The following is a 25,002-nucleotide window of genomic DNA, read 5'->3' as shown; positions in this document are numbered from 1 at the left end:
GGATCCAGATACGCAGGGTTTCGAGACCTGCAGAGCCAAGGAGCGCCATTCCATGCAGCAGCAAGCCATCGTGGTCAACGAACCCTCCGACGCCAGCGGACTGGTGCCGGCAGAAATCCCGGTCCCTGCCCCGGGACCGGGCCAGCTGCTGGTGAAGATCGCCGCCACCGGGGTGAACTTCATCGAAACCTACCAGCGCAGCGGCGTGTACGCGGTGGACTACCCCTTCACCCCGGGCACCGAGTTCTCCGGCGTGGTGGAGCAGATCGGCGACGGAGTGCAGAACTACAAGGTCGGCGACCGGGTGGCCACCGCCTCCGGCTCCCGGGGCTACGCCCAGTACGCGCTGGTGGAGGCCAAGCGGGCAGGCAAGGTGCCCGACGCGGTGAACCTGAATATCGCCGCCGCGCTGCCGCTGCAGGGCATGACCGCGCACTACCTGGTGCATTCGAGCTACATGGTGCGCTCCGGCGACGTGGTGCTGACCTATGCCGGCGCCGGCGGCGTGGGCCTGATCCTCACCCAGCTGCTCAAGCTCAAGGGGGCGACGGTGATCACCACCGCCTCCACCCAGGAGAAGAAGGACCTGGCCCGGGCCGCCGGAGCCGACTACGTGGTGGACTACGACCAGGTGGCGGCCACCGTCGAGCAGGCCACCGGCGGGGCGGGAGTGCATGCTGTCTACGACGGCATCGGCAAGGACACCTTCGAGACCTCGCTGGCGGCGCTGCGCCGGCGCGGCACCCTGGTGCTCTTCGGCGGCGCCTCCGGCCAGGTGCCCGACTTCAACCTGCAGCGGCTGAACGCCGGCGGCTCGCTGAGCGTGACCCGTCCGAAGCTCGACGACTTCCTGGCCACCGAGCAGGAGCTGCACTGGCGCTTCGGCGACATCTTCGGCTGGGTCGCCGCCGGCCAGATCGATGTGCGCATCGGTGCCGAGTACCCGCTGGCCGAGGCCGCCGCGGCGCACGCCGCGCTGGAATCGCGGGCCACCACCGGCAAGATCATTCTGGTTCCCTAGCGCAGGATCCCCAACCATGAACGAGCAGCAACTCGGCCGGCACGCCGGCATCGGCCCCGCCACCGACGAGGAGGTGCCGGCGTACCTGCAGGCCTTGGGCATCCCGGGGCTGATCGACCTGCACGTGCACTTCATGCCGGATAACGTGCTGGCCAAGGTCTGGTCCTACTTCGACGGCGAAGCGCAGCGCACCGGGCACCCGTGGCCGATCAGCTACCGGATGCCCGAAGCGCAGCGCGTCACCGCGCTGGAGGAACTGGGCGTGATCGCCTACGGCACCTTGAATTATGCCCACCGCCCGGACATGGCCGCCTGGCTCAACGAGTACTCGCGGCAGTTCGCGGACCACCATCCCGAGGCGATCCGTTCGGGCACCTTCTACCCGGAGCCCGGGGCCGCCGAACTGGTGCGCACCGCGCTGGCCGAGGGGGTGCAGCTGTTCAAGGTGCACGTGCAGGTGGGCGGCTTCACCCCGCTCGATCCGCTGCTCGAAGGCGCCTGGGAGCTGGTCGCCGAGGCCCGGACGCCGGTGGTGATCCATTGCGGGCATGGGCCGCATGCCGGCCGGTTCACCGGGATCGAGCCGATCCGCGAACTGGTGGCCCGGCATCCGCAGCTGGTGCTGGTCGTCGCCCATGCCGGCTTGCCCGACTACGTGCAGTTCGCGCAGCTGGCCGCAGAAAATCCCAACGTCTACCTGGATACCACCATGGTGGGCACCGGGTTCATGAACCGCATCGCCCCGCTGCCGGCGGAATATCCGCAGCTCGTGGCCGGGCTCTCGCACAAGATCGTGTTCGGCTCCGACTTCCCGAATATCCCCTATTCCTACAGCCACCAGATCCAGGCGCTGGAATCCTGGTCGCTGGGCACCCAATGGATGCGCGACGTGCTGCACGATACCCCGCGCAGGCTGCTGCAGGCGGTGCGCAACAGTTGAGAGATGCATGACAGTTCAACCATATTCTTGCGGCGGTCCGCCCGCGGCACGCTTTAATGGTTGATGGAACCCCGCGTTCCACCCCTCCAGGATCCGCTTCACTTCCGGACCGCTCTCCCCCAGCGGACCGACACGCTCTTTAGTGAAGGGACGGATCCGATCAGCATGGATAACGGACAAACTCCAGCGCCGGATGCACCAATCCACCCACCCCAGTTCCCCTCCGGTGCCCTGGCGCCGCCTGCGCGCACCCTCATGGACATCCTGCAGGCCACCGCCGGAGCCCACCCCGATGCGCCGGCCATCGACGACGGGCAGCGCGTGGAAAGCTACGCGGAACTCCTGGACGAGGTCAAGGACAAGGCCCGGCGGCTGCACGAGCAGGGCCTTGGCGCGGGCGACCGCATCGGCGTGCGCGTGGAATCGGGCACCCGGCACCTGTACGAATGGATCCTCGCGATCATGTGGATCGGCGCCGCCTATGTCCCGGTGGATGCCGACGACCCCGATGAGCGTGCCAAGACCGTATTCACCGAGGCCCAGGTGGCAGGCATCGTCAAGGGCACCGACACGATCGTGGCCAGCGCGCAGCGCCCCAAGCCCTTCCCCGCCCCGCGCATGCCCGGCCTTGAAGACGACGCCTGGATCATCTTCACCTCCGGTTCCACCGGCAAGCCCAAGGGCGTCGCGGTCACCCATCGTTCGGCCGCCGCCTTCGTGGACGCCGAAGCGAAGATGTTCCTTCCCGGCGATCCGCTGAACACCACCGACCGCGTGCTGGCCGGGCTGTCGGTGGCCTTCGACGCCTCCTGCGAGGAAATGTGGATCGCCTGGCGCAACGGCTCCTGCCTGGTGCCTGCCCCGCGCGCGCTGGTGCGCAGCGGCATGGATCTGGGCCCCTGGCTGATTTCCCGTTCCATCACCGCGGTGTCCACCGTCCCGACGCTGGCCGCGCTGTGGCCGGCGCAGGCGCTGGAATCGGTGCGCCTGCTGATCTTCGGCGGTGAAGCCTGCCCTCCGGAACTGGCCGGACGCCTAGCCACCGAGGGCCGCGAAGTGTGGAACACCTACGGGCCAACCGAGGCCACCGTGGTGGCCTGCGGCGCCACTATGGATGGCAGCGTGCCGGTGCGCATCGGCCTGCCGCTGGACGGCTGGGACCTGGCCGTGGTCGACCCCGACGGGATCCCGGTGGCCGAGCGCGAATCGGGCGAGCTGATCATCGGCGGCGTGGGCCTGGCCCGCTATCTGGATCCGGAGAAGGACGCCGAGAAGTACGCGCCGATGCCCACCCTGGGCTGGGATCGCGCCTACCGCTCGGGCGACATGGTGGTCAACGACCCGTTGGGCCTGATCTTCATCGGCCGCGTGGACGACCAGGTGAAGATCGGCGGCCGGCGCATCGAGCTGGGCGAAATCGACGCCGCGCTGAATTCCCTTCCCGAAGTTTCCTCCGCCGCGGTGGCGGTGCGCGAAACCGCCACCGGCAACAAGGTGCTGGTCGGCTACCTGCAGGCCGCCGCGGATTACGACCTGGCCGCGGCGCGCACCACGCTGCTGGCCGACCTGCCAGCTCCGATGGTGCCGATCCTGGCGGTGATGGACACCCTGCCGATGAAGACCAGCGGCAAGGTGGACCGCAACGCGCTGCCCTGGCCGCTGCCGGGCGCCGGAGATGATGCCGATGCCGGCAGCCTGCCGGAGCTCGATGGCACCGGCCAGTTCATTGCCGAGGCCTGGCGCGGCGCCCTGGGCGCCCCGGCGACCGGCATGGACGCCGATTTCTTCGCCTCCGGCGGCGGCTCGCTGGCAGCGGCCCAGCTGGTCTCGGCCCTGCGCGCCCGCTACCCGGATCTGACCGTCGCCCAGCTCTATGACTACCCGCGCTTTGGCGCCCTGGTGGAATACCTCGGCGGGCAGCAGCAGGCCGCCGCCCCGGCCGAACCGCGCACCGTCACGCGCACCAAGCGCGGAACCCAGTGGGCCCAGTCCCTGGTCTCCATCCCGCTGTTCATCCTTTCGGGCCTGCGCTGGTTCACCTACCTGATGCTCGGCCACCTGCTGCTTCTCGCCCTCGGCGTATTCGAGGCTGCCCTGCCGGTGCCCTGGTACGTGCTGGCCGGCTTGTGGCTGGTTTTCGTGACCCCGATCGGGCGCATGGGCCTGTCCATCGCCGCCACCAAGATGCTGTTGCGCGGCCTGGTGCCGGGCACCTACCCGCGCTCTGGCTCGATGCACCTGCGGCTGTGGCTGGCCCAGCACATTGCCGATGTGGTGGATCCGGTGTCCCTGGCTTCGGCTCCGCTGCTGCCCTGGTACGCCCGGATGCTCGGGGCGAAGATCGACCGCACCGCCACCTTGCACACCCTGCCGCCGGTCACCGGCCTGCTCACCGTCGGCCCCGGGGCGACCATCGAACCCGAGGTGGATGTCTCGGGCTACTGGATCGACGGCGACAAGCTGCATGTGGGTGCCATCGAGGTGGGCGCGCATGCCTCCATCGGGGCGCGCAGCACCCTGGCCCCCGGCGCCTCCATCGGCGCGCACACCATCGTGGAAGCCGGATCCGCCATCTACGGACCGGCGCGCAGCCATTCGCGCTACGCCGGCTCCCCGGCGCAGCGCGAGGGCAAGGCGAAGCCGAAGTGGCCGCTGGCCGAACCCGAGTACAAGAAGCTGCCCCGCGTGCTGGGCGGACTCGGCTCGCTCGCATTGAACCTGGCCCAGTGGATCCCTGTCATCGCGGCGCTGCTGGCCATCGCCCCGATGCTGCGCTCGGCGCAGTCGCTGACCGGCATCGGCTGGCTGTTCATTCCGGCCGTGGCCCTGGGCGCGGCCGTGTGGTTCCTTTCGAACATGGTGGTGGTCATCGTGATTATCAGGCTGCTGTCCATCGGCCTGGTGGAAGGCTGGCATCCGGTGACCTCCCGGGTGGGCTGGCAGGCCTGGGCCACCGAACGGGTCCTGGATACCGCCCGCGAGCAGCTTTTCCCGCTCTACGCCTCGCTGTTCACCCCGATCTGGCTGCGCCTGCTCGGGGCGAAGGTGGGCCGCGATGTGGAGATCTCCACAGTGCTGCTCATCCCGAAGATGACCACCATTTCCTCCGGCGCTTTCCTGGCCGATGACACCATGGTCGCCTCCTACGAGCTCGGCGGCGGGTGGATGCACATCGCCCCGGTCCGCGTGGGCAAGAAGGCCTTCCTGGGCAACTCCGGAATCCTGCATGCCGGGCGCCGGGTGCCCAAGCGTTCGCTGATCGCGGTGCTCTCGGCCACGCCGAAGAAGATGAAGGCCGGCACCTCGTGGATCGGCTCGCCTCCGCATAAGCTGCGCCGCACCACCGTGGAAGGCAACAGCGATCTGACCTACCGCCCGACCCTCAAGCTCAAGGTGATGCGCGCGGCCTGGGAGCTGACCCGCGGACTGGCGGTGCTGACCACCGTAGCTATTGCCGGCGGCGTGCTCTTTGCGCTCTCCGCCCTGGCCTCCTACGCCGGACCGCTGGCGGCGATCCTGCTCTCCGGGGCCGTGCTGGTGGCCGCCGGGGCTATCGCCGCGCTGGTGGCCGTGGCCGCTAAGTGGCTGGTGGTCGGAGTGATCCGTCCCGGGGAGCATGCGCTGTGGAGCTCCTTCATCTGGCGCACCGAAATGGTGGACTCGTTCACCGAGCTGGTCTGCGCGCAGTGGTTCGCCCGCCTGGCGTCAGGCACCCCGGCGCTGGTCTGGTTCCTGCGCGCGCAAGGGGCGAAGATCGGGCACGGCGTGTGGTGCGAAAGCTACTGGTTCCCGGAAGCGGACCTGGTGACGCTGGAAGACCATGCCACGGTGAACCGCGGCTGCGTGCTGCAGACCCACCTGTTCCACGACCGCATCATGTCCATCGACGCGGTGTCCCTGGGCGCCGGGGCCACGCTCGGCCCGCACAGCGTGATCCTGCCCGCCGCACGGATTTGCGAGGGCACCACCACCGGACCTGCAAGCCTGGTGCTGCGCGGCGAGGTGCTGCCGGCCAATACCTACTGGCGCGGCAATCCGGCGGTACGCTGGAACATCGAGCACCCACGCGGCGCCGAGCAGCCCGTTGACCAGCAAGCCTGAGGAATCCCCACCCATGCCCCATCACATTCTCGACGAATACACCAAGCACCACGGGTCGGCGAAGTACACGGTTGAGCACTACGACCTGTCGCTGGTGATCAAGCTGGCCAGCAACCTGCTGGATGGCCGGGCCATGCTGCGCATCCGCGCAGTGGAGGACATCAGCGAGGTCGCGTTGAATCTCAGCGGCCTGAAGATCATCAAGGCCACCTGCCAGGGACGCAAGGTGGCGGTGGCCAAGAAGCACCACCGGATGGTGGTCGCGCTGCCCGCGGTGCTGAAGGCCGGCGAGCGCGTGGAGCTGAACCTGCGCTACGCCGGCAGCCCGCAACCCGAGAATGGGCCGTGGGGCGAACTCGGCTGGGAAGAGCTCACCGACGGGGTGCTGGTCTCCGGCCAGCCGGTGGGCGCGGCGACCTGGTACCCGTGCAACGACCACCCGAGCCACAAGTCCAGCTACCGCTTCGAGGTCTCGGCGGATGCCGGATACCGCGTGGTGGCCAACGGTCAGCTGGTGGACCACCGCCGCTCGGCCAGCCGGGAAACCTGGGTGTACGAGCAGCATGAGCCGATGGCCAGCTATCTGGCGACCTTGCAGATCGGCCGCTATTCGCAGATTCCCTTCGATGAAGGCGGCCACCTGGTGGCGTACGCGGTCCCGGGCTCCGATTTGCCGGTCCGCGGGGCGTTCGCGAAGCAGGCGGCGATGGCGGAGCTGTTCGAGCGCAAGTTCGGCCCGTACCCGTTCGGGAGCTACAAGATCGTGGTGGTGGACGACGAGCTGGAGATCCCGCTCGAAGCCCAGGGGCTGAGCATCTTCGGCAAGAACCACCTGTCCTTGCAGTGGGAAGCCCAGCGGCTGATCGCCCATGAGTTCGCGCACCAGTGGTTCGGCAACTCGCTGACCCCGGGCCGCTGGAAGGATATTTGGCTCAACGAAGGCTTCGCCTGCTTCAGCGAGTGGGTGTACTCCGATCACGCCGAGGTGTTGCCGTTGGCCGAACGCGCCAAGCAGGCGTGGGAGATGCTCGATTCCTTGCCGCAGGACATCCTGGTCGGCGACCCGGGGCCCGAGGACATGTTCGATGACCGGGTGTACAAGCGCGGCGCGCTAGCGCTGTATGCGCTGCTGCGGAAGCTGGGCGAGAACAGCTTCTACACGATGCTTCGCGAATGGACCGCCACGTACCAGCATTCGACGGTGAGCACGCAGAAGTTCGCTGGGCTTTTGGGCAGCTACGCGCCGGCCCACGACATCCAGGCCATCCTTGATGCCTGGCTGTTCTCCGAGGACCTGCCGCCCTTCCCTGCTTGATCAGTGCGCGGCGGGCCGGCCGTAGCCGCAAGGGACGCAGGGCGGTTGTCTTTCATCACAAATTGCCCTCTGGCTTGGTCATGTTCAGGATTTGTTCACTTGCTGTTCACCGGAAAATTCTACGGTCGGTGCATGACTGTTCAGATGCCGCTGCTCGATGAAGCCTTCCGGGGCTATTCCGTCCTCGATAACGACGATGACGATCCGGTGCTGATCCGCGCCGATGGAAGCATCGTCAATACCTGGCGGGAGAACTACCCCTACGACCACAAGCTGGATCGCGCCACCTACGAGGTGGAAAAGCGCGCGCTGCAGATCGAACTGCTGAAGCTGCAGAAGTGGGCCAAGGCCCATGGCCGCCGGATCATGATCATTTTCGAGGGCCGCGACGCCGCCGGCAAGGGCGGCACGATCAAGCGGTTCACCGAACACCTGAATCCCCGCGGCGCCCGCGTGGTGGCATTGGAAAAGCCGAGCGAACGCGAGTCCACCCAGTGGTACTACCAGCGCTATGTGCAGCATTTCCCTTCGGCTGGCGAGATCGTGCTCTTCGACCGGTCCTGGTACAACCGTGCCGGCGTCGAACGGGTGATGGGATTCTGCACCGAGGCCCAGGCGGAGCACTTCCTGGACCAGACGCCCGCCTTCGAGAAGATGGTGGTCGATGAGGGCATCGACCTGGTGAAGTTCTGGTTCTCCGTGTCCGCCAGCGAGCAGCTGACCCGCTTCACCATCCGCCGCATCGATCCGGTCCGCCAGTGGAAGCTCTCGCCCATGGATCTGCAGTCCCTGGATAAATGGGACAAGTACACCCACGCCAAGAAGGAGATGTTCCTCAAGACTGATACGGAGCATGCCCCGTGGACCGTGGTGAAGTCCAACGACAAGAAGCGCGCCCGCTTGCAGGCGATGCGACATGTGCTGAACCTTTTCGACTACACCGGCAAGGACCATGAGTTGGTGGGCTCTCCCGATCCGAAAATCGTGGGTCGTGCCGCGAAGGTGATTACCCACGGCGAAGAGTTCTAGCGCTGCCCCTAGTGCGTGCTGATGCGTGCTAGGTTGGCGCACCGCTGCTAGGGCACGATGGCGCTAGTCCCCAGCAGCCCCCGGCCGCGTGGTCCTTCGGCCATCCAGCGTCCGTCGATCACGGTGAGGCCATGCTCGGCGGCAGCCGGTCGCAGGGCCCGGATGCGGGCTTGGAATCGGCGTGCTGGCGCATCGATGAGAATTCGGCATTCCAGGAAATCCAGCCACTGCCTGGTCAGCGGAAACCAGGCCTTGAAGACGCTTTCCTTGGCGCTGAAGATCAGCCGCTCCCAGGCGATATCCGGATAGCGTGCCGATAGGTCTTCGACCATCGGCCGCTCTTCGGGAAGCAAGATGATGTCGAGGATTTCTTCTGGCAGCGGGACATGCAGCTCGGCGTCGATGCCCACGCCACGGATATCATTCGTGGAAGCTGCCGCTGCTGCCCGGAAGCCCGCGCAGTGGGTCATGCTCCCGGCAACGCCAGCTGGCCAGATTGGTGCCCGCTTCTCATCCGGGACCAGGGCAGCACCTTCATGGCCCAGTTCTCGAAGGGCTCGGCGAGCGCACACCCGGACGGTGCGGAATTCACGCTGCCTTTCGGGCACCGCATCGGCGATGTACCGTTCTTCTTCGGGATAGTACGGGCCTTCCTCCAGCTCGATGCGGGTCTCAACGACCGGCACCGACGGCGGAAACAGGTCCGCGAAGATCTTGCTGGATTTCATCAGAAGCGGGAGGATCCGCCAGCGCCCGAGAAGCTACCGCCACCGGAGTAGCCGCTGGATACTCCGCCGGAGGAGCTCGCCGCTTCACGCGAGGCAGTTACTGCGCTGACGCCTGAAGAATATCCGTGGTGGTAGCCGCTCACCCGCCAATACATCGATGCGGGATTCAGGACATCCAGGATGGTTCCAGAACGGCCGTCATAGGCACGGGTTTCGTACCGGGATTTCTTGAGCTCCGACTGCATATCGGCTTTCTCTTCCGCATTCTCCGCGTACACCTCGATTTGCGCTTGGGCGAAGACGTCCAGCTTTTCGGTCAGCTCCGCACGCAATGCGGATAATCCATCAAGCGCCTGGTCCACGGTGATCGATTCATCCGTCAGCTGCGCCGTCAGCGTGTTGAGCTCGGTGGTTGCAGTTTCCCGGTAGGAAGCCAAGGCGGCAGCACTGCCCTTCAGCTCCGGTTCGACGTCATTGAGCAATTCACGGATATCGTCCAGGTCTTCTTCCAGTGGCTTGGTCTGCGCATGCCAGGCATCTTGCCATGAGGCCGAACGGGTATAGAGCGCGGCCGCGGCAATGATGGCGTCATCCGTCAGGTCCAAGGACTGGGTTGACTCTCGGAATTCCTTGGCCTGGCGCACGCCGTTGGTGCCCGAACGCTCTTTCTTGCTCTGTTGCTCCAGCGACTGCTGCGCTTCGAAGCAATCACGGTATTTGGCCATGAACTTGCTGAAGCGCTGTTCCAGCTCGGCTGCATGCCCTGAAGCGGTCGGCAATGTACGGGCCGCCAGTTCGGTTTCTTCCAGATCCATCGTGACGTTGGTCAGGTGCACGGTTCCCTGCTGCAATTCTTCGGCGAAAGTTTTCCGCCGTGTCGACCGGGTATGCAGCACGGCTCCGCCGACGCTGGCGGCAACAAGTCCACCGATGCCGGTGGTAATCCACAAGGCAGGGTGCTGGTACCAGGGACGATTCATGATCGCGGATGCCTTGTCGGCTACGGCGATGACGCCGTCGGTCCAGCGGGACAGGTTAAAATCGTCGTAGCCGGCCTCGTGGATGCTCTCCATGGAGCTCTCGGAAACTTTGCGGTCTTCGCCAAAGTAAGTGCCGATCTGTCCATCTCCCTCTCCTTCGATGGACAAGGTGATGATGAACAGGCCATCGGCCCAGTAGTCGCCGTAGTCTTCGGGCTTGCCGGAAATCCATTCGGGATGCGTCGACTTGGCGTAGTCAAGAGTTTCGGTATTGATGTCGTCGGAGTATTCCCCGTTACGGGCGTAGATCGCCACATCGGTCGGCTCATTGAAATCGAGTTCGTCCAATGCATCACGCAGCCTCTGCTCATTGAGCTTGCCCGTGTAGTCATCGATGGTGACAGATTCCAGGTTCTGCCCCGCAGCGACCTGTACTCCGGTGGCCGCATGCGCAGCAGGCAACGCCCCTCCCAGTCCCAAGGAGAGAATGGCTGCGGCACCGGCTATCCGGATGCTCCAGGTTCGTGGGCTCACGTTGCGTCTCCTTCATGGGGATTCCGGATTATCTCCGGCTGATGGCCTTTCTCCCCATACTAGCGATCATGGATGCGGCACGGGTCATCATTAAGACGGCTTTTGGCACATCGAGCCCGCCATGCGCTGGCGCCAGGCCTGATTTCGCCAAAAGTGATGGATTCCTCAAGCCGGTCCATTGCCTGCCTATTCATGCCTAATCAGCGGATGGGAATCCTCCGGGCTCAGCAGGAAAAAGTGAACCGTCGGTTTCAACTGTGCATCGCTGCCACGAACTCGGGGATAAAATTGCAGAATGACTAGCATTGACGATTCAGGGGCATCCGTCCTTTCAGAACCAGAGCGCGAAATCCTCACCTGGGACACCTTCGGTGCGGCTTCCCGCGAGCTGGCACAGACCATTGTCGACGATGGCTTCGAGCCAGACATCGTCCTGGCAGTTGCCCGAGGCGGCCTGCTGCTCGCCGGCTCCATTTCCTACGCCCTGGGTGTCAAGGCTTGCGGTGCGCTGAACGTGGAGTTCTACACCGGCATCGGCACCGTTCTGCCTGAACCAGTGGTTCTTCCCCCAATGCTTGATGACGGCCACCTGCGCGACAAGAAGATCCTGATCGTTGACGACGTCTCCGACTCCGGCCGGACCCTTGAAAAGGTCGTCGATCTGGTGTCCGCTTGGGGCGCCGATGTCAAGACCGTATGCCTGTACACCAAGCCACGCACCATCATGGTCCCGGACTACGAATGGCGCCGCACCGACAAGTGGATTACCTTCCCATGGTCGGACCTGCCACCGGTTACAGCTGGCGGAGCCAAGTAAAGTTCTTCAACTTCAGCAGGGAACGACGAAAATTCGTCGTTCCCTGCTTTTGTTTTGCCGTGCCTGCCACGGGAATGGAAGAGGCCTGTGTTCCAAGCAATGCCCGCAAACTCGGTGCGACTCAATCAGATCAAGTCCAAATTTCGGTCTCCAGTCCAAGCCATGGCCGTCTTTACTGGGAACTGACGGTTCTTGCCATGAAACCGCTTGGCTCGTGAAACGAAGCTTGCCCTCCTGCCGAACCGGCATAGGCTGAAGCCATGGGTCCTTCACTGGTGCTTACGCCGATGGCCACGACAGATACGGATTTCGTTGCACGCCTCGCGGCAGATGAGCGCGTCACAGGTTTCATCGGAGACGGCAGCTCCTGGAGCCGTGAATACACCGTGCAACGCGTGGAGCACGCCCTGAGCGATCCGGCGATCTCCTGGTTCATCGCCCGCCGCCAGAAGTCACCGGTTGGCCTCTTCACCGCTACCGAACGCGGGCAGGCCACGGAAATCGGCTATTGGATCGACCCGGAGTACTGGGGCCAGGGCCTGGCGAAGGCAGTCGTCGGCGAAGGGCTCGCACTATTGCAGGAATCCGGCCGCAGCGCTTTCATCGCACGGGTGGACGACTCGAATATCGCGTCGCTGAAAGTGCTTGCCCGCTACGGATTCATCGCCCAGGCGAAGGAAGGACCCGGGCTCATTACGCTGACACGGGCTATGCCCACCGTTCCGATGCCGCCAGCCAGCTAGGGCGTGAACGTTTCCGAGGGGCGAAGCGGATCGGGTGCTTCTTCCTCCACCGAAACGCTCGGGGTGGGCGGCTCATCGAGGTGGGTTCCTGCGCCGCGCTGGATGAACAGCACCGCCGCCCATCCGGCCGCGATGAGCACTGCAACGGCCAAGATGCCGAGGAAGAACACCAGCAGCACAGCACCGCAAGAACGCAATCCCTTCACTTCCAGCCTCCTGCTGCATCTCGTCGCCGTATCGGTTCATCCCAGACCAAGTGTAGGCCTCAAACATGCAGTCCCTGTGCACGGCCACAATGCGAAATGCCCTGCTGCTTATCCCGAATCCCGGAAAAGCAGCAGGGCATACGTCACATTCAGGGCCTAGCGCTGGGTGGCACCGAACTTCTCAGTAGCCACGGCCACCGCGGCGGCGCGGGCCTCGGACGCCTCATCGGCGGTCAAGGTGCGGTCGGCGGCACGGAAACGCAGGCCGAAGGCCAGAGACTTCTTGCCGTCTTCGATGCCCTGGCCCTGGTACACGTCGAACAGCGCGATGTCTTCGAGCAGTTCACCGGCACCTTCACGCAGCGCGTCGCGCACATCGCCGGCCACGACGTCCTGGTCGACAACCAGTGCCACGTCCTGGGTAGCCAGCGGCTGTGTGGACAGATGCTGCTGGGCGGCAACCACTGCAGGTGCAGCGGCCATCATGGCAGCGGCGTCCAGTTCCATGGCGACGGTTCGCGCTGGCAGGTCCGCATCCTTCAGCAGCGCCGGGTGCAGTTCCCCGGCGTAGCCAACGACCTCACCGGCAACCTTCAGCGCCGCGACGCGGCCCGGATGGAAGGCCTGGTGGCTGCCCTGGGCAACTTCCAGCTCAACGCCAAGGATATCCGCCGCGCAATAGGCGGCATCCAGTGCGTCGGCCCAGTCCCAAGCACGCGGGGCGAAGCCGGCGGCAGGCGTTGCCTCGCGGCCGGTGAGCACTGCGGCCAGGTGCCATGGCTGGTTCGGGACGCCATTGAACAGCTCGGCCAGGACCTCATCGCTTGGCTTGGCGCCCAGCGGAGGCAGCACCGAGGAGCCCAGCTGCTCACCTGGCAGGAAGACGAGTCCGCCTTCGTACAACGCCAGATCGCGGAAGCCGCGGCCAATGTTGCGGCGTGCGGTTTCCAGCAGGCCTGGCAGCAGCGAGGTGCGCAGGAAGCGGAATTCCTTGGAAATCGGGTTGGCCAGCGCAATGGACTTCACCTCGGTCCCCGCCTGCGCAGCACCGAAGGTGCTGTTCTGCGCTTCGGAGACGAACGGGTAGTTCAAGACCTCGGTCAGCCCTGCATCCGCCAATCCCTGCAGCAGGCGGCGACGCTGGGACTGGGTGCGGGTCAGTCCGCGGCCCGGAGGGGCCACCGGCAGGGTTGCCGGGATCTTGTCGTAGCCGACGACGCGGGCAACTTCCTCGACCAGGTCTTCCTTGATGGCCAGATCCGGGCGCCAGCTTGGCGCGGTGACGGCGAAGCCCTCGGCGTTCTGCTCGACGCTCGCGCCGATGCCTTCCAGCGCGGTGATGATCTGCTCGTCGGTGTAGTCCACGCCGACCAGTGCGCCGGCGAAACCGGCCGGCAGCTGGATCGTGGTGTCGGCAGGAATCTGGCCCGCATCGGTGACCTTGGCGGTCTCGGTGCCACCGGCCAGCTCCACCAGCAGGTCCATTGCGCGCTGCGCGGCGATCTGCATGACGCGTGGGTCCACGCCGCGCTCGAAGCGCTTGGAGGCTTCGGACGGCAGCTTGTGGCGGCGGCGCGAACGGCCGATGGACACGGCATCGAAGTGCGCGGACTCGATCAGCACGCGGGTGGTCGAATCCGAGACCTCGGTGGCCGCGCCGCCCATGACGCCGGCAATGCCAATGGCGCCGGATTCATCGGTGATCAGCAAATCCTCGACGGACAGCTCGCGTTCCTTGTCGTCCAGGGTGGTGAGCTTCTCCCCGGCGGCGGCACGGCGCACGGTGATGGCACCGGCCAGCTTGTCAGCATCGTAGAAGTGCAGCGGCGCGCCGAGTTCAAGCATCACGTAGTTGGAAATGTCGACAACCAGCGAGATCGAGCGCATGCCGGCCAGCTGCAGGCGCGATGCCATCCAGCGCGGGGTCGGACGGCTCGGGTCGATGCCGGTGACTTCGCGGGTCACGAAGCGGGTGCAGCCAGGCACGCCGTAGATCGGCGCCTCATCTGCCAGCACGACCTCATGGCCGGCTTCTGCCGCGTCGGTGACTACAACCTTCGATGCCGGATCGGTGAAAGAGGTGCCGGTGGCCAGCGCGTACTCGCGGGCTACGCCGCGGATCGAGAAGCAGTAGCCGCGATCCGGGGTGACGTTGATTTCCGCCGCCTGATCGCGCAACCCGAACAGCTCCAGTACATCGGTGCCCAGCTCGGGGTCCAGGCCCAGGCGGGAGAGCACGATGATGCCGTCGTGGTCCTCGCCGATGCCCAGCTCGCGGCTGGAGGCGATCATGCCGGCCGAGGTGTGCCCGTAGGTCTTGCGCGGGGAGATCTTGAAGTCCCCGGGCAGCACGGCGCCGGGCAGGGTGACAACGACCTTGTCGCCCTCCACGAAGTTGTGCGCTCCGCACACGATGCCCTGCACGCCGGACGGGTCGATGCCCTTGCCGGCCAGGGTTTGCTCGGCGCCTTCGGGAACCACGCGGACCTGGCACCAGTTGATGGTCTTGCCGTTGGACGCGACTTCCTTTTCCAGGGACAGGACCTGGCCGACCACGATGGGGCCCGAGAGCTCATCCGATGGGCGGTGGACGTCTTCTTCCTCCAGGCCGACCTTGACCAGGTCTGCCATGACGTCTTCAGCCGAGGCGTCGGCTGGTACCTGCGCGTACTCGCGCAGCCAAGATAGTGGAATACGCATTGCTTAGATCTCCATCCCGAAGTGCTGGCTGAAACGGATGTCGCCCTCGATCATGTCGTGCATGTCGGGGACATCGTTGCGGAACATGAGCGTGCGCTCGATGCCCATGCCGAAGGCGAAGCCGGAGTACTCTTCCGGATCAATGCCTGCGGCGCGCAGCACGTTCGGGTTGATCATGCCGCAGCCGCCCCACTCGATCCAGCGCGGACCGCCCTTGGCACCCGGGTGCCAGATGTCCAGCTCGGCCGATGGCTCGGTGAACGGGAAGTAGGCAGGGCGCAGACGGATCTGCGCTTCGGCGCCGAACATCTGCCGCGCGAAGTGCTCCAGGGTGCCGCGCAGGTCGGCCATGGTCAGGCCCTTGTCCACGGCAAGGCCCTCGAACTGGTGGAAGACCGGGGTGTGGGTGGCGTCCAGCTCATCGGTGCGGAAGGTGCGTCCAGGGCACAGCACGTAGACCGGCACATCACGCTCGAGCATCGAGCGGACCTGCACCGGGGAGGTATGGGTACGCAGCACCAGGTGCGCGTCGGCAGGCTCCACGAAGAAGGTGTCCTGCATTTCGCGGGCCGGGTGATCCGGCTTGAAGTTCAGCGCATCGAAGTTGAACCATTCGGATTCGACTTCCGTGCCCTCGGCGATTTCCCAGCCCATCCCGACGAAGATGTCAGCGACACGGTCCTGCAGCACCGAGAGCGGGTGGCGGGCGCCGACGCGGCGGCGGCGGGCTGCCGCGGTGACGTCCACGGTTTCCTCGATGAGGATGCGGGCGGCTTCGGCTTCCTCCAGCACCACGGTGCGGGCGGCCAGCGCCTTGTTGACGCGTCCGCGGGCACCGCCCACGAGCTTGCCGGCCACGGCCTTTTCGGACTTGTCCAGCTTACCGATCTGCCGGTTGGCCAGCGACAGCGCCGACTTTTCGCCGGTATGGGCCAAGCGGGCTTCCTTCAGCTCGTTCAGGTCGCCGGATGCCTCGATGGCTGCCAGGGCGGCGTCGACAGCATGCTGGATGCCTGCTTCATCGGTTGGGTGCGGAACATTTGACTCCCCGACAGGAGCTTGTTCAGTTGTCTGATCAGACATGGGATCGATCGATCCTTACTCTTATCTTGTACTTACGCGTAGAATTCTCTGCTTCCATTCTATGGCTAAGGGCCCGTGATCGTTTCACCGATGACGGGCCCTTGGCGTGAAGCTTCTTACCTTGAAGCGGGGTTCCCGCTTTCTAGTGCGCTTCCTTCGCGGCCTTGGGTGCGAATGCAGCCACGAAGACCAGGCTCAAGACCAGCAGCGCCCCGCCGAACACTGCGGAGTAGAACATGGCGTGGTTGACCTTGCCGGTGGCCTCGTAGGCGGTGGCTCCCTGGATCATGTCAAAGGTGACGGTATTGTGCTCAACGGTACCCGGGGTGTGCGAGGTGACAGCCCCCGGGAAGGTGACGTGCAGGTTAGCTTCGGTGAAGGAGGAATCCACGGCTGCCTTGTCGCCCGGCATCGAGAAGGTGTATTCCTGCCCGTCGTCGCTCAGGTTGATCTCGAAGCCGAAGAGGCTGAATGCGTCGGCCAGCTGGACGTAGGTCATCGGGCTGGTGGTCTCGAAGCGCAGGCCCACGTTCTCGCCATCATCAACCTTGCTGTAGCTCCACTGGTCCCCCAGCTGCTGTTCCATCGCTTCGATGTCGATCTGGCTGTTGAGCACTTCCTCGAAGCTGACGCCGTTGAGCGTCGACTTGTGCAGGGTCAGCTGCATGGCCCCGGCGACCTTGTCCTTGCCCAAGATGTCGACTTCTGCGTTCATGTTGACGCAGCCGGAAAGTGCTAGGACGGCGGCGAAGGCCAGAGCGATAACGCTCATAATTCGCTTCACGAAGTGTGCTCCTCAAAAAATATCGGCGATAGGCAATATGCCAGATGTTGGCGTGGTATCAAGCTTACGGGTGTTTAGCCCTGCGCCCCTGCACGTGCCAGGGCCAGGCATGCCGCAACGATCGGCGCATCGGCTGGAATCCATGGGACGATAGCGCCCAGCGAATCATCGAGCTGGAGCCAGGCCAGCTGGTCATGCCCGTCCAGGGGTGCTGGTTCGCCCTCGGCGATCTGGGCGAACCACATGCGCATGGCGGCCTTCTCGTTCAGCTGCCAGCCTTGCGGATGCGGGCCCGGGATCGGGGCGCCAAGACGCAGCTGCACCCCGAGTTCTTCGCGCAGCTCGCGGTGCACGGCCTCGATTTCGCTCTCCCCCGGTTCGACCTTTCCGCCGGGAAATTCCCAGAGTCCGGCGAGGGCTGCTGGGCGGTTGCGGCGCGCGGCCAATAGCTTGGTGGGCTGGGCCAGGTCATCGACAATGGCCACGGCGACAATTTGCTTGAGTTCAGTGCTCATGGGTATTCAGGATGGTCTTCTGCGCTTAGCGCTGGGCCCGGGCGGAGGCGTACAGGCAGACGGTGGATGCGGTACCCACGTTCAGGGATTCGGCGACACCGTAGAGTGGCACTGCCACGCGGTAGTCGGCGGCGTCCTTCTCGTGCTCGTCCAGGCCTTGGCCTTCGTTGCCGAACAGCCACAGGGTGGGCGCTTCGAGCACCGGCTGGCCTTCGGGTGTGGCGGTGCCTGGCTGGTGTGCGCGCAGCGCGGCGGCATCCTGCAGGGTATCGAGGTTGTGGGCGGCATAGCCGTCGGCTGCCAGGACCTGGCTTCCGGTCCTCTTCGCGGCGGCGACCAGGTGGTCGAATTCGATGTTGCTCAGCACCGGCAGGTGGAACAGCGAGCCGGCGGTGGAGCGCACGGCCTTCGGGTTGTAGATGTCTACGCTGCCCTTGGTCAGGATCACCGCATCGGCTCCGGCGGCATCGGCGGCGCGCAGGATGGTGCCGGCGTTGCCCGGATCCTGCACGCGGCAGAGCACGGCGATCAGCTTCGGCTTGGTGTCCAGCACCTCGCTCAGCTGCGGCTGGGACATGGCGACGACCGCGAGGATGCCCTGCGGGGTCTGGGTGTCGGCCATGGCGTGCAGCACCTCGCCAGTGACGATGCGGGTTGGCACCTTCGCCTCGTCGAGCAGCTGCGCGAATTCCTCGTGGCTTTCCAGGAACCCGCCGACGGCGTAGACGCCTTGGACCAGGTTGTCGTCCTCCAGATGGGCCTTGAGCGCTTCGCGAACAGCCTGCGGGCCTTCGGCGAGGTATTCGCCTGTGGCTTCGCGGCCCTTGCTCTTGGCCAGCCGCGCGATGGCCTTGACCCGTTCAGCGCGTGGATTGGACATCACTTCTGGAGGAAAACTGCTCATGACTCGAGAATACCGGTAGATACACGCAAAGGACGGGTCCGCGCTATGCGCGGGACCCGCCCTTCGTTGTGATCTGTCCTACCTGAGCTTCAGCTCAAAGGGAGAAGAGAATTACTTCATCTGCTGACGGGATTCGCCGCCAGCTGGTTCGAAGCCTGCAGCCTTGGCAGCTTCGATGGAGTTGAACCAGTACTCTGCTTCAGTCTGCTCGTACCAGGTCGAACCTGGAACGTGGTACTTGTTCGAGCCGGCGTTGCCCTTGATGACGAAGCCCTCAGGAGCGTCTTCGCCTTCAACAGCCTTGATTACGCCTTCGCCCTCGACAGCCTTGGCAGCAGCCTTTGGAGCCTTCTCAGCCTTAGGGGCAGCAACCTCAGCAGCAGCCTTTGGTGCGTTGACGTCAGCTGGAAGAGCGTCCTTTGCAACCTTGACCAGGGTGGCGAAAGCGTTCGAGTCCGAAACAGCCAGCTCTGCGAGCATGCGGCGGTCAACCTCGATCTGAGCAGCCTTCAGGCCCTGGATCAGGCGGTTGTAGGTCATGCCGTTGGCGCGGGATGCAGCGTTGATGCGCTGGATCCACAGGCGGCGGAAGTCACCCTTACGCTTACGGCGGTCGTTGAAGCTGTAAACGAACGAGTGGAGCAGCTGCTCCTTGGCCTTACGGTACAGGCGCGAACGCTGACCGCGGTAACCCTTTGCGCGTTCCAGAACGACGCGACGCTTCTTGTGGGCGTTTACTGCCCGCTTCACACGTGCCACGTGTGTACTCCTTCAAGTCAGTTCCCCAGTGCCCGCAATGCCGCGGGATGGGTGAAATCTATGGGTGGTGGGGTATTGCTTCCCCGTAGTGCGAAAGGGAGAGCTTAGAGGCCCAGCATCCGCTTGATGGTCTTCACATCGGCCTTGGCGACGATCTGGTCAGAAGCCAGGCGACGGGTAACGCGCGAGGACTTGTGCTCCAGGTAGTGGCGGCGGTTGGCCTGCTGGCGAGCGAGCTTACCGCTGCCGGTGAGCTTGAAGCGCTTCTTGGCGCCACTGTGAGTCTTGAACTTCGGCATAGCTGCCGTTCTCCTTACGTGCTCCACCCGGTAAGGCACCGGGTGGGGATCATCCGAAGCGGGCCCCGATAAAGGTGACCGCTGTTGTTCTTTTGTAGTTGGATCTTCCCGGAGGAAAATCCTTCACCGTGAACGGTGACGGGCCCGAAAGCCCAACAGGCTTGGCTAGGCGTCGCCTTCAGCTGCCTGACGTGCCTGCTCCAGCTTGGCGCGGGCGTCATCATCCATGGAAGCTGCGACATTCTGGCCCTCGGTCTCGACCGGAGCGTCGGTGCGGATCTTGCGCTTGGCCGAATTGCGGCCACCCGACTTCTGCTGCTGCTCGCGGCGAGCCTCTGCCTTGTTCTTCAGCGGACCAACAACCATGACCATGTTTCGGCCATCGATGCGCGGGCTGGACTCAATGACTCCAACTTCGGCGACGTCTGCTGCAAACTTTTCAAGCAAGCGGATGCCCATCTCTGGACGTTGCTGCTCACGACCACGGAACTGGATCATGGCCTTGACCTTGTCGCCTGCGCCCAGGAAGCGCACTGCGTGGCCGACCTTGGTCTCGTAGTCGTGGGTGTCGATCTTCAGGCGGAAGCGGACTTCCTTCAAGACCGTGTTGGTCTGGTTCTTACGAGCTTCGCGAGCCTTGACGGCGGCTTCGTACTTGTACTTGCCGAAATCCATCAATTTGCACACTGGAGGCTTGGCGCTGGGTGCCACCTCGACCAAGTCCAGATCGGACTCGAGAGCAAGACGAAGCGCGTCCTCAATGCGGACGATGCCTACCTGCTCACCATTAGGGCCGACGAGACGTACCTCTGGCACGCGAATGCGCTCGTTAATGCGTGGATCGCTGATGTGTCACTCCTGAAATTCGTAATCCATGACCGCAAACAAAGAAGGCCTCCGTCTGCGATTGCAGGCGAAGGCCAGAAAGAACGACACAGCCGAACACGGGAAGTTCCCGCGTAAGCGCTTGGGGATCGCATTGCTGTGATCCTGCCGAATTACCCGGAAGCCTGAAACGGCGACAGCGGGTGGGAGTTGGCCTCCACTTGCATGGCTCAATACTAGTACGAATCCCTCGTCCAGGGCTAACTGGAGAACTGCGAGAAGTACCGGCATCGAGTCGGTCTGTGACAAGCTTAGCAGTATGACTAACGAAGACACCAACTCGCACCAGCACACTGTGGACCAGCAGGTGCGCGATATCGCTGAAGTTGCAGCAGTTGAAATCATCACCACCGCTGCTGTCCACCTGATGAGTGCAGCAGCAGTCAAGTGCGGCCTTGCAGAGGGCGAAGATGCCAATGAGCTGAAGGATCTCGACGAGGCCCGCAAGCTGATCACCGCACTGGCAGGCCTAGTCACCGCCGGTGCGCCGGAGATCGGCTCCCAACACGCGGCGCCTTTGCGCGACGGACTGCGCAGCCTCCAGCTGGCCTTCCGCGAAGCTTCGATCATCCCCGATGCACCAGGCAAGGGCCCGGGCGAGAAGTTCACCGGACCGGTCAACTAGGTAATATTGGCCGAATTTTAAGAGATTAACATCATGGACTCGTTTCCTTCGGGAAACGGGTCCATTGTTGTTCGGATCACCGGCTAGATTGGAAGCATGCAGATGCTCGAACAGCCAGTGCTGGACGCCGGGGCCTACCGCCTGCGCCCCTTCCAGCCCAGCGACATCCCTGCCGTGCGGCAGGCGTCCGCTGACCCGTACATTCCTCGGATCACCACTGTCCCGGCGCAAGGGACCGAAGCGGACTACGCGGCATTCATTGAACGCCAGCACCGCCGGGTCGCCGAGGGCAGCGGGTACTCATTTGCCATCGCCGACTCGTCGACAAATGCCGCTGCCGGGCAGATCGGCCTCTGGCTGCGCGACGCCCACCAGGGCCGGGCCAGCATCGGATACTGGATCGCCCCTGGGTGGCGCAGGCGTGGCATTGCCAAGCAGTCATTGACCGCGCTGGCGGCCTGGGGCTTGGAGCATCCGGGCATCGAACGGGTGGAGCTCTACGTGGAGCCCTGGAACGAGGGGTCGTGGCGGACCGCCGAAGCCTGCGGCTTCCAGCGCGAAGGGTTGCTGCGCAGCTGGGAACGGGTGGGCTCCGACCGCAAGGACATGTACATGTACTCGCGGCTCAGGCCAGCGCCTCGCGCCTAGGCGATCGTTTCCAGGCGACGGCGGCGGACACGGCGCACGCGACGGCGGATCTGCTGGGCGATCAGCGCGATCACTACAACCAGCGCGGCCATCGTGCTGATGCCGATAAAGGCAGGAGCCGGACCGAAGTTGTCGACGAAGATGCCGGTGATTGGAGAGCCCAGCGCGGTGCCAGCGGTCATCGCCGATCCGTACCAGCCCATGGCTTCGCCGCGGCGCTTTTCAGCCACCAGGTCGGTAAGCCATTCGGAGGCCGCCGACAGCGTTGGCGCGCAGAGGAAGCCGGGCAAGGCGGAGAACAGCGCCAACGACCAGGTATCCCACGCAAAATACATCGGTATGGTCAGCACTGCCATGGTCAGCAGCAGCACCAGCGGAGAGATGACCCGGGTCATCGACCCGTAGATCAGGCCGCCGATCAGCGAGGCGCCGCACCAGAAGAAGAACACCAGCCCAAGCTGGTGGCTTTGCGCCGACGCATCCAGTTCGGCCACGATGGCCACCTCGGTGCCGGTGAGCAGCATGCCCGCTCCGGCCGAGGCGATGAAGACCGCCAGGACCGAAGCGCTGACCCAGTTGAAACGGTTCTTGAAGTTGCGTCCGCGCTGCTTGATCCGGGCACGGGCGGATTTCATGCCGGCGGCAATCAGCTCGCCTTCGACTTCGGGCACGCCCATCGGTGCGGCGGCAATGAAGCTGGCTTCCGCGCCCAGGCGTTCTTCGTGCACGTTGGCCCGTGAAGCAATCGCCTTGGGGTCGTCGCTGCGTGTTGGCGGATTCAGGATCATCAGCGCCAAACCGGCCACCGTCGAGGTTACGCCAATTACGCTCAAGCCGATGACGCTGCTGACCTGGGTGGCGACAATGCCGGCACTGGCCGGGCCGACGATGAACACCAGTTCGGTGGCGGTTGCGTCCAGGGCGAAGGCGGTACGGCGCTGCTCACCGGTGGTCATGATGCCCAGTGCGGTACGCACCACGGAGAAGACCGGCAGTGCGAAGAGCCCGCCGATGAAGGCCAAGGGGTAGACCCAAACCAGCGGAACATGGGGCACCGTGCACCAGACGAGGGTTTCGACGATCACCGAGGGGATCATCGCGCGGCGCAGTCCCCAGACATCCACGCGGGCTCCGCGCCAGGGGGCGCCCATGGCGATGCCCAGGGTCATGACTGCCGTGACCAGGCCCGCTGAAACCCAGGATTGGTCGAGGTTGTTCACCAGATGCAGCAGCAGCAGCATGCTCAAGGCAGAGTGTGGCAGGCGGGCAATCATGCCAATCAGCAACAACAGTGAGATCTGCGGCTGGCGCAGGATCTGCCAATAGCTTTTCATGCCCGGAAAGTTCCTTATCTGGTCAAAAGGAGCCCGCCGGTCTAGCTCGGCGCGCTGTGCAAACTGAGTTCGAGGGAATCCACTGCTTCAGCGAATTCGGTGTTCTGGGACAAACGCCCGTGGATTGCGCGAGTTGCCTCGCGTGCATCGTTTTCGCTCGTTCCAGGAGCAAAGACGAACTGCAGGTTCAGTTCCGGTCCGGAACCTCCGCCAAGGACAACTTGCCCGTCCTTGCTGCGGGAGCCGACTCCCCTGCCCGGGGCAACCTTGACGGTCTGCAACTGGCTGAAGCCTTCGGTTGCATCCTGCACCAGGTTGGCGATCTGCTGATTCTGATAACTCGGAATCCACTCGATCTGCTTAGCCAGGTTCCAGACCCCGGGTCGTCGAAGCACGAAGGTGAAATCGCTTCCGGGATCGAGGACCAGCAGCTGGCATTCCTCGCTGACTGCCGAGAGGGCCGCCCGCGGGGCGTAGACCGCCACCGGCCGAGCTTCCTTGTGCCACGTCTGAAGCCGTTCAACTGTGGTGAAGATCGGCAGAGCCATGCGGCCATCCGGGGCCTTGATCTTCACCAGCGCCATATCGGCTTCCTTATCGGAGGCGAAGCCGTGTTCAGTCATCGCTTCTTCACCGAGCTGGGCGACCACCGCAACGAAAACGCGCGCCTGTGACAAGGATTGATGCACTTCGCCCTCCCCCGCGGTGCCGGCTCGCAAGGCTGCCAAAGCGGCAACGACATTGGCGTCGGCCTTGCCGTCGTCCTTGTCGAAGTTATGCAGGGGGTTGCCTTCGCCGCTCAGGTCGCGGCCTTCCCAATCCTGGCCGGCAGAGTCGGTTTTTGAGCCTGCCTGCGCCAGCGCAGCGACAATATGTCCCGGCAGATGGCGTTTGGGTGCGGATTCAGGTTGCTCGGTGCTCATAGCTCCATGCTATCGGTGGTTTCGAGGTTGTTGGCAGGAAGTTCCAAAACTGCATTCATGAGCTTGGCCACCCCGAACGGTGGCATTTCAGATTTCACTCCCTGCCGTCTGTGCGCAATCGCTGCCAGGGGGAGGTATTGCAGAAATCCGGCTTCACAAATGGAAAGGCGATTCAGAAGCAGGAAGCTTCTGAATCGCCTTTCGCGGATGGGGCTTGGTGCCTAGCGGCGGCCTGCCACATCGAGGGCTTCCTGCAAGGTGAACTGGCCTGAGTACAGCGCCTTGCCCATGATGGCGCCTTCGATGCCTTCAGGAACCTGCTCACGCAAGACGCGGAGGTCTTCAAGCGAGGAGATGCCGCCCGAGGCGACAATCGGCTTGCTGGTCTTGGCAGCGATTTCGCGCAGCAGTTCAACGTTTGGACCGCGCAGCGTGCCGTCCTTGGTCACGTCGGTGACAACATAGCGGGCGCATCCGGCGTCTTCCAAGCGAGCTAGGACGTCCCACAGGTCGCCGCCGTCCTTGGTCCAGCCGTGGCCGGACAAGGTGGTTCCGCGCACGTCCATGCCCACGGCGATCTTGTCACCGTGGCGGGCGATGGCCTGCTTCGTCCATTCCGGGTTTTCCAGTGCGGCGGTACCGAGGTTGACGCGGGTAGCGCCGAATTCCAGTGCACGTTCCAGGGAGGCGTCGTCGCGGATGCCGCCGGAGAGCTCGACCTTGATGTTCAGTTCCTTGGCAATGCGCTGGACGATCTCGACATTGCTTCCGCGGTCGAAGGCTGCGTCCAGGTCGACCAGGTGCAGCCATTCGGCCCCGGCGTTCTGCCAGGAAAGCGCAGCTTCCAGCGGGTCGCCGTATCCGGTCTCGGAACCGGCTTCGCCTTGGACCAGGCGCACTGCCTGGCCGCCGGCGATATCTACCGCAGGCAGGAGTTCGAGGATTGGTTGCTCGCTCATGATGTCCTTAGTGAAGAAGTAAAAAGTGGTTAGTAGGTCAGGGCCCAGGCTGCGATCAGGCTAATGCCTGCAAGCACCCAGAGCGCGATGATCCATGAAATATGGGCCTTCTGGTTCTTCAGCGAAATGGCCCCGCCGATCAGGAAGGCCCCGATAACACCCAAGATGAG

At 64.3% G+C, this 25,002-nt stretch carries 24 protein-coding genes; 9 read left to right on the top strand and 15 right to left on the bottom strand.

Annotated elements, in window-relative coordinates; translation table 11 throughout:
* Positions 1-52: 52 nt before the first annotated feature.
* From ACLQ8T_RS05340 to ppk2, 5 genes are all read left to right on the top strand, one after another.
* The gene (locus tag ACLQ8T_RS05340) at positions 53-1,021 is read left to right on the top strand and encodes a quinone oxidoreductase family protein (RefSeq protein ID WP_413455916.1); all 969 of its coding nucleotides are present in this window, start codon (positions 53-55) and stop codon (positions 1,019-1,021) included.
* A 16-nt stretch (positions 1,022-1,037) separates the two neighbouring features.
* Positions 1,038-1,961, top strand: coding sequence for an amidohydrolase family protein (locus ACLQ8T_RS05335; RefSeq protein ID WP_413455915.1), 924 nt, complete (start codon positions 1,038-1,040; stop codon positions 1,959-1,961).
* A 165-nt stretch (positions 1,962-2,126) separates the two neighbouring features.
* Positions 2,127-6,062 carry a Pls/PosA family non-ribosomal peptide synthetase gene (locus ACLQ8T_RS05330; protein WP_413455914.1) on the top strand — a complete coding sequence of 1,312 codons (3,936 nt, stop codon included), beginning with the start codon at positions 2,127-2,129 and terminating at the stop codon, positions 6,060-6,062.
* Positions 6,063-6,075: 13 nt separating this feature from the next.
* Positions 6,076-7,377, top strand: coding sequence for a M1 family metallopeptidase (locus ACLQ8T_RS05325; RefSeq protein ID WP_413455913.1), 1,302 nt, complete (start codon positions 6,076-6,078; stop codon positions 7,375-7,377).
* A 132-nt stretch (positions 7,378-7,509) separates the two neighbouring features.
* Positions 7,510-8,406, top strand: a complete 897-nt coding sequence (gene ppk2 / locus ACLQ8T_RS05320; RefSeq protein ID WP_413455912.1) for a polyphosphate kinase 2 — start codon at positions 7,510-7,512, stop codon at positions 8,404-8,406.
* Positions 8,407-8,453: 47 nt separating this feature from the next.
* On the opposite strand, the gene ACLQ8T_RS05315 is transcribed toward ppk2, so the two are convergent.
* Both ACLQ8T_RS05315 and ACLQ8T_RS05310 read right to left on the bottom strand, forming a co-directional pair.
* On the bottom strand, positions 8,454-9,134 hold the full coding sequence (locus ACLQ8T_RS05315; RefSeq protein WP_413455911.1) for a 4'-phosphopantetheinyl transferase family protein: 681 nt from the start codon (positions 9,132-9,134) through the stop codon (positions 8,454-8,456).
* Positions 9,134-10,648: a DUF5129 domain-containing protein gene (locus ACLQ8T_RS05310; protein ID WP_413455910.1), complete on the bottom strand. Its 1,515-nt coding sequence runs from the start codon at positions 10,646-10,648 to the stop codon at positions 9,134-9,136. Before ACLQ8T_RS05310 ends, ACLQ8T_RS05315 begins: the two co-directional genes overlap by 1 nt.
* Before the next feature lie 295 nt (positions 10,649-10,943).
* On the opposite strand from ACLQ8T_RS05310, the gene ACLQ8T_RS05305 reads away from it, so the two are divergent.
* Entirely contained in the window at positions 10,944-11,465 is a 522-nt protein-coding gene (locus ACLQ8T_RS05305; protein ID WP_204721422.1) for a phosphoribosyltransferase, read from the top strand.
* Between the two features lie 260 nt (positions 11,466-11,725).
* Positions 11,726-12,208, top strand: a complete 483-nt coding sequence (locus ACLQ8T_RS05300; protein ID WP_413455909.1) for a GNAT family N-acetyltransferase — start codon at positions 11,726-11,728, stop codon at positions 12,206-12,208.
* Here ACLQ8T_RS05300 and ACLQ8T_RS05295 read toward each other — a convergent pair.
* The 9 genes from ACLQ8T_RS05295 to infC all read right to left on the bottom strand — a co-directional run bounded on the left by ACLQ8T_RS05295 (position 12,205) and on the right by infC (position 20,274).
* Positions 12,205-12,414 carry a hypothetical protein gene (locus ACLQ8T_RS05295; protein WP_038993684.1) on the bottom strand — a complete coding sequence of 70 codons (210 nt, stop codon included), beginning with the start codon at positions 12,412-12,414 and terminating at the stop codon, positions 12,205-12,207. The two genes, ACLQ8T_RS05300 and ACLQ8T_RS05295, sit on opposite strands and share 4 nt — an antisense overlap.
* 156 nt (positions 12,415-12,570) lie before the next feature.
* Positions 12,571-15,114, bottom strand: a complete 2,544-nt coding sequence (pheT, locus tag ACLQ8T_RS05290) for a phenylalanine--tRNA ligase subunit beta (RefSeq protein ID WP_413455908.1) — start codon at positions 15,112-15,114, stop codon at positions 12,571-12,573.
* A 3-nt stretch (positions 15,115-15,117) separates the two neighbouring features.
* Positions 15,118-16,197, bottom strand: coding sequence for a phenylalanine--tRNA ligase subunit alpha (pheS, locus tag ACLQ8T_RS05285; RefSeq protein WP_413455907.1), 1,080 nt, complete (start codon positions 16,195-16,197; stop codon positions 15,118-15,120).
* 142 nt (positions 16,198-16,339) lie between these two features.
* Entirely contained in the window at positions 16,340-16,969 is a 630-nt protein-coding gene (locus ACLQ8T_RS05280) for an LppM family (lipo)protein (protein ID WP_413455906.1), read from the bottom strand.
* An 86-nt stretch (positions 16,970-17,055) separates the two neighbouring features.
* Positions 17,056-17,496 carry a (deoxy)nucleoside triphosphate pyrophosphohydrolase gene (locus tag ACLQ8T_RS05275; RefSeq protein ID WP_413455905.1) on the bottom strand — a complete coding sequence of 147 codons (441 nt, stop codon included), beginning with the start codon at positions 17,494-17,496 and terminating at the stop codon, positions 17,056-17,058.
* Positions 17,497-17,521: 25 nt separating this feature from the next.
* The gene (locus ACLQ8T_RS05270) at positions 17,522-18,376 is read right to left on the bottom strand and encodes a TrmH family RNA methyltransferase (protein ID WP_413455904.1); all 855 of its coding nucleotides are present in this window, start codon (positions 18,374-18,376) and stop codon (positions 17,522-17,524) included.
* A 135-nt stretch (positions 18,377-18,511) separates the two neighbouring features.
* On the bottom strand, positions 18,512-19,159 hold the full coding sequence (gene rplT, locus ACLQ8T_RS05265) for a 50S ribosomal protein L20 (RefSeq protein ID WP_038993693.1): 648 nt from the start codon (positions 19,157-19,159) through the stop codon (positions 18,512-18,514).
* A 104-nt stretch (positions 19,160-19,263) separates the two neighbouring features.
* Positions 19,264-19,458: a 50S ribosomal protein L35 gene (rpmI, locus tag ACLQ8T_RS05260; RefSeq protein WP_013348480.1), complete on the bottom strand. Its 195-nt coding sequence runs from the start codon at positions 19,456-19,458 to the stop codon at positions 19,264-19,266.
* A gap of 165 nt (positions 19,459-19,623) precedes the next feature.
* Positions 19,624-20,274 carry a translation initiation factor IF-3 gene (infC, locus tag ACLQ8T_RS05255; protein ID WP_413455903.1) on the bottom strand — a complete coding sequence of 217 codons (651 nt, stop codon included), beginning with the start codon at positions 20,272-20,274 and terminating at the stop codon, positions 19,624-19,626.
* A gap of 328 nt (positions 20,275-20,602) precedes the next feature.
* On the opposite strand from infC, the gene ACLQ8T_RS05250 reads away from it, so the two are divergent.
* Both ACLQ8T_RS05250 and ACLQ8T_RS05245 read left to right on the top strand, forming a co-directional pair.
* A complete protein-coding gene (locus ACLQ8T_RS05250) occupies positions 20,603-20,968 on the top strand; it encodes a DUF1844 domain-containing protein (RefSeq protein ID WP_204721408.1) in 366 nt (121 codons plus the stop codon).
* 96 nt (positions 20,969-21,064) lie between these two features.
* Positions 21,065-21,616, top strand: coding sequence for a GNAT family N-acetyltransferase (locus ACLQ8T_RS05245; protein ID WP_413455902.1), 552 nt, complete (start codon positions 21,065-21,067; stop codon positions 21,614-21,616).
* On the opposite strand, the gene ACLQ8T_RS05240 is transcribed toward ACLQ8T_RS05245, so the two are convergent.
* The 4 genes from ACLQ8T_RS05240 to ACLQ8T_RS05225 all read right to left on the bottom strand — a co-directional run bounded on the left by ACLQ8T_RS05240 (position 21,613) and on the right by ACLQ8T_RS05225 (position 24,996).
* On the bottom strand, positions 21,613-22,950 hold the full coding sequence (locus ACLQ8T_RS05240; RefSeq protein WP_413455901.1) for an MFS transporter: 1,338 nt from the start codon (positions 22,948-22,950) through the stop codon (positions 21,613-21,615). The genes ACLQ8T_RS05245 and ACLQ8T_RS05240 overlap by 4 nt on opposite strands.
* A 41-nt stretch (positions 22,951-22,991) precedes the next feature.
* Positions 22,992-23,873, bottom strand: a complete 882-nt coding sequence (locus ACLQ8T_RS05235) for an SseB family protein (RefSeq protein ID WP_128469885.1) — start codon at positions 23,871-23,873, stop codon at positions 22,992-22,994.
* A 221-nt stretch (positions 23,874-24,094) separates the two neighbouring features.
* Positions 24,095-24,832: a bifunctional 1-(5-phosphoribosyl)-5-((5-phosphoribosylamino)methylideneamino)imidazole-4-carboxamide isomerase/phosphoribosylanthranilate isomerase PriA gene (gene priA / locus ACLQ8T_RS05230; RefSeq protein WP_413455900.1), complete on the bottom strand. Its 738-nt coding sequence runs from the start codon at positions 24,830-24,832 to the stop codon at positions 24,095-24,097.
* Between the two features lie 29 nt (positions 24,833-24,861).
* Positions 24,862-24,996 carry a hypothetical protein gene (locus tag ACLQ8T_RS05225; RefSeq protein WP_413455899.1) on the bottom strand — a complete coding sequence of 45 codons (135 nt, stop codon included), beginning with the start codon at positions 24,994-24,996 and terminating at the stop codon, positions 24,862-24,864.
* Positions 24,997-25,002 lie beyond the last annotated feature (6 nt).

Source organism: Glutamicibacter sp. FR1, assembly GCF_047300825.1.
GTDB lineage: Bacteria > Actinomycetota > Actinomycetes > Actinomycetales > Micrococcaceae > Glutamicibacter > Glutamicibacter nicotianae.
The sequence above is the reverse complement of the archived record's forward strand: the minus strand, read 5'-3'. Positions and strand labels throughout refer to the sequence as shown.

Bases quoted from the DNA above. Each gene is read 5' to 3' on its own strand.
- pheT (WP_413455908.1), bottom strand. From the start codon at position 15,114: ATGCGTATTCCACTATCTTGGCTGCGCGAGTACGCGCAGGTACCAGCC.
- ACLQ8T_RS05340 (WP_413455916.1), top strand. From the start codon at position 53: ATGCAGCAGCAAGCCATCGTGGTCAACGAACCCTCCGACGCCAGCGGA.
- ACLQ8T_RS05250 (WP_204721408.1), top strand. From the start codon at position 20,603: ATGACTAACGAAGACACCAACTCGCACCAGCACACTGTGGACCAGCAG.
- rpmI (WP_013348480.1), bottom strand. From the start codon at position 19,458: ATGCCGAAGTTCAAGACTCACAGTGGCGCCAAGAAGCGCTTCAAGCTC.
- ACLQ8T_RS05315 (WP_413455911.1), bottom strand. From the start codon at position 9,134: ATGAAATCCAGCAAGATCTTCGCGGACCTGTTTCCGCCGTCGGTGCCG.
- priA (WP_413455900.1), bottom strand. From the start codon at position 24,832: ATGAGCGAGCAACCAATCCTCGAACTCCTGCCTGCGGTAGATATCGCC.
- ACLQ8T_RS05270 (WP_413455904.1), bottom strand. From the start codon at position 18,376: ATGTCCAATCCACGCGCTGAACGGGTCAAGGCCATCGCGCGGCTGGCC.
- ACLQ8T_RS05275 (WP_413455905.1), bottom strand. From the start codon at position 17,496: ATGAGCACTGAACTCAAGCAAATTGTCGCCGTGGCCATTGTCGATGAC.
- ACLQ8T_RS05240 (WP_413455901.1), bottom strand. From the start codon at position 22,950: ATGAAAAGCTATTGGCAGATCCTGCGCCAGCCGCAGATCTCACTGTTG.
- pheS (WP_413455907.1), bottom strand. From the start codon at position 16,197: ATGTCTGATCAGACAACTGAACAAGCTCCTGTCGGGGAGTCAAATGTT.
- ppk2 (WP_413455912.1), top strand. From the start codon at position 7,510: ATGACTGTTCAGATGCCGCTGCTCGATGAAGCCTTCCGGGGCTATTCC.
- ACLQ8T_RS05305 (WP_204721422.1), top strand. From the start codon at position 10,944: ATGACTAGCATTGACGATTCAGGGGCATCCGTCCTTTCAGAACCAGAG.
- ACLQ8T_RS05300 (WP_413455909.1), top strand. From the start codon at position 11,726: ATGGGTCCTTCACTGGTGCTTACGCCGATGGCCACGACAGATACGGAT.
- ACLQ8T_RS05330 (WP_413455914.1), top strand. From the start codon at position 2,127: ATGGATAACGGACAAACTCCAGCGCCGGATGCACCAATCCACCCACCC.
- ACLQ8T_RS05235 (WP_128469885.1), bottom strand. From the start codon at position 23,873: ATGAGCACCGAGCAACCTGAATCCGCACCCAAACGCCATCTGCCGGGA.
- ACLQ8T_RS05325 (WP_413455913.1), top strand. From the start codon at position 6,076: ATGCCCCATCACATTCTCGACGAATACACCAAGCACCACGGGTCGGCG.
- ACLQ8T_RS05335 (WP_413455915.1), top strand. From the start codon at position 1,038: ATGAACGAGCAGCAACTCGGCCGGCACGCCGGCATCGGCCCCGCCACC.
- ACLQ8T_RS05280 (WP_413455906.1), bottom strand. From the start codon at position 16,969: ATGAGCGTTATCGCTCTGGCCTTCGCCGCCGTCCTAGCACTTTCCGGC.
- ACLQ8T_RS05245 (WP_413455902.1), top strand. From the start codon at position 21,065: ATGCAGATGCTCGAACAGCCAGTGCTGGACGCCGGGGCCTACCGCCTG.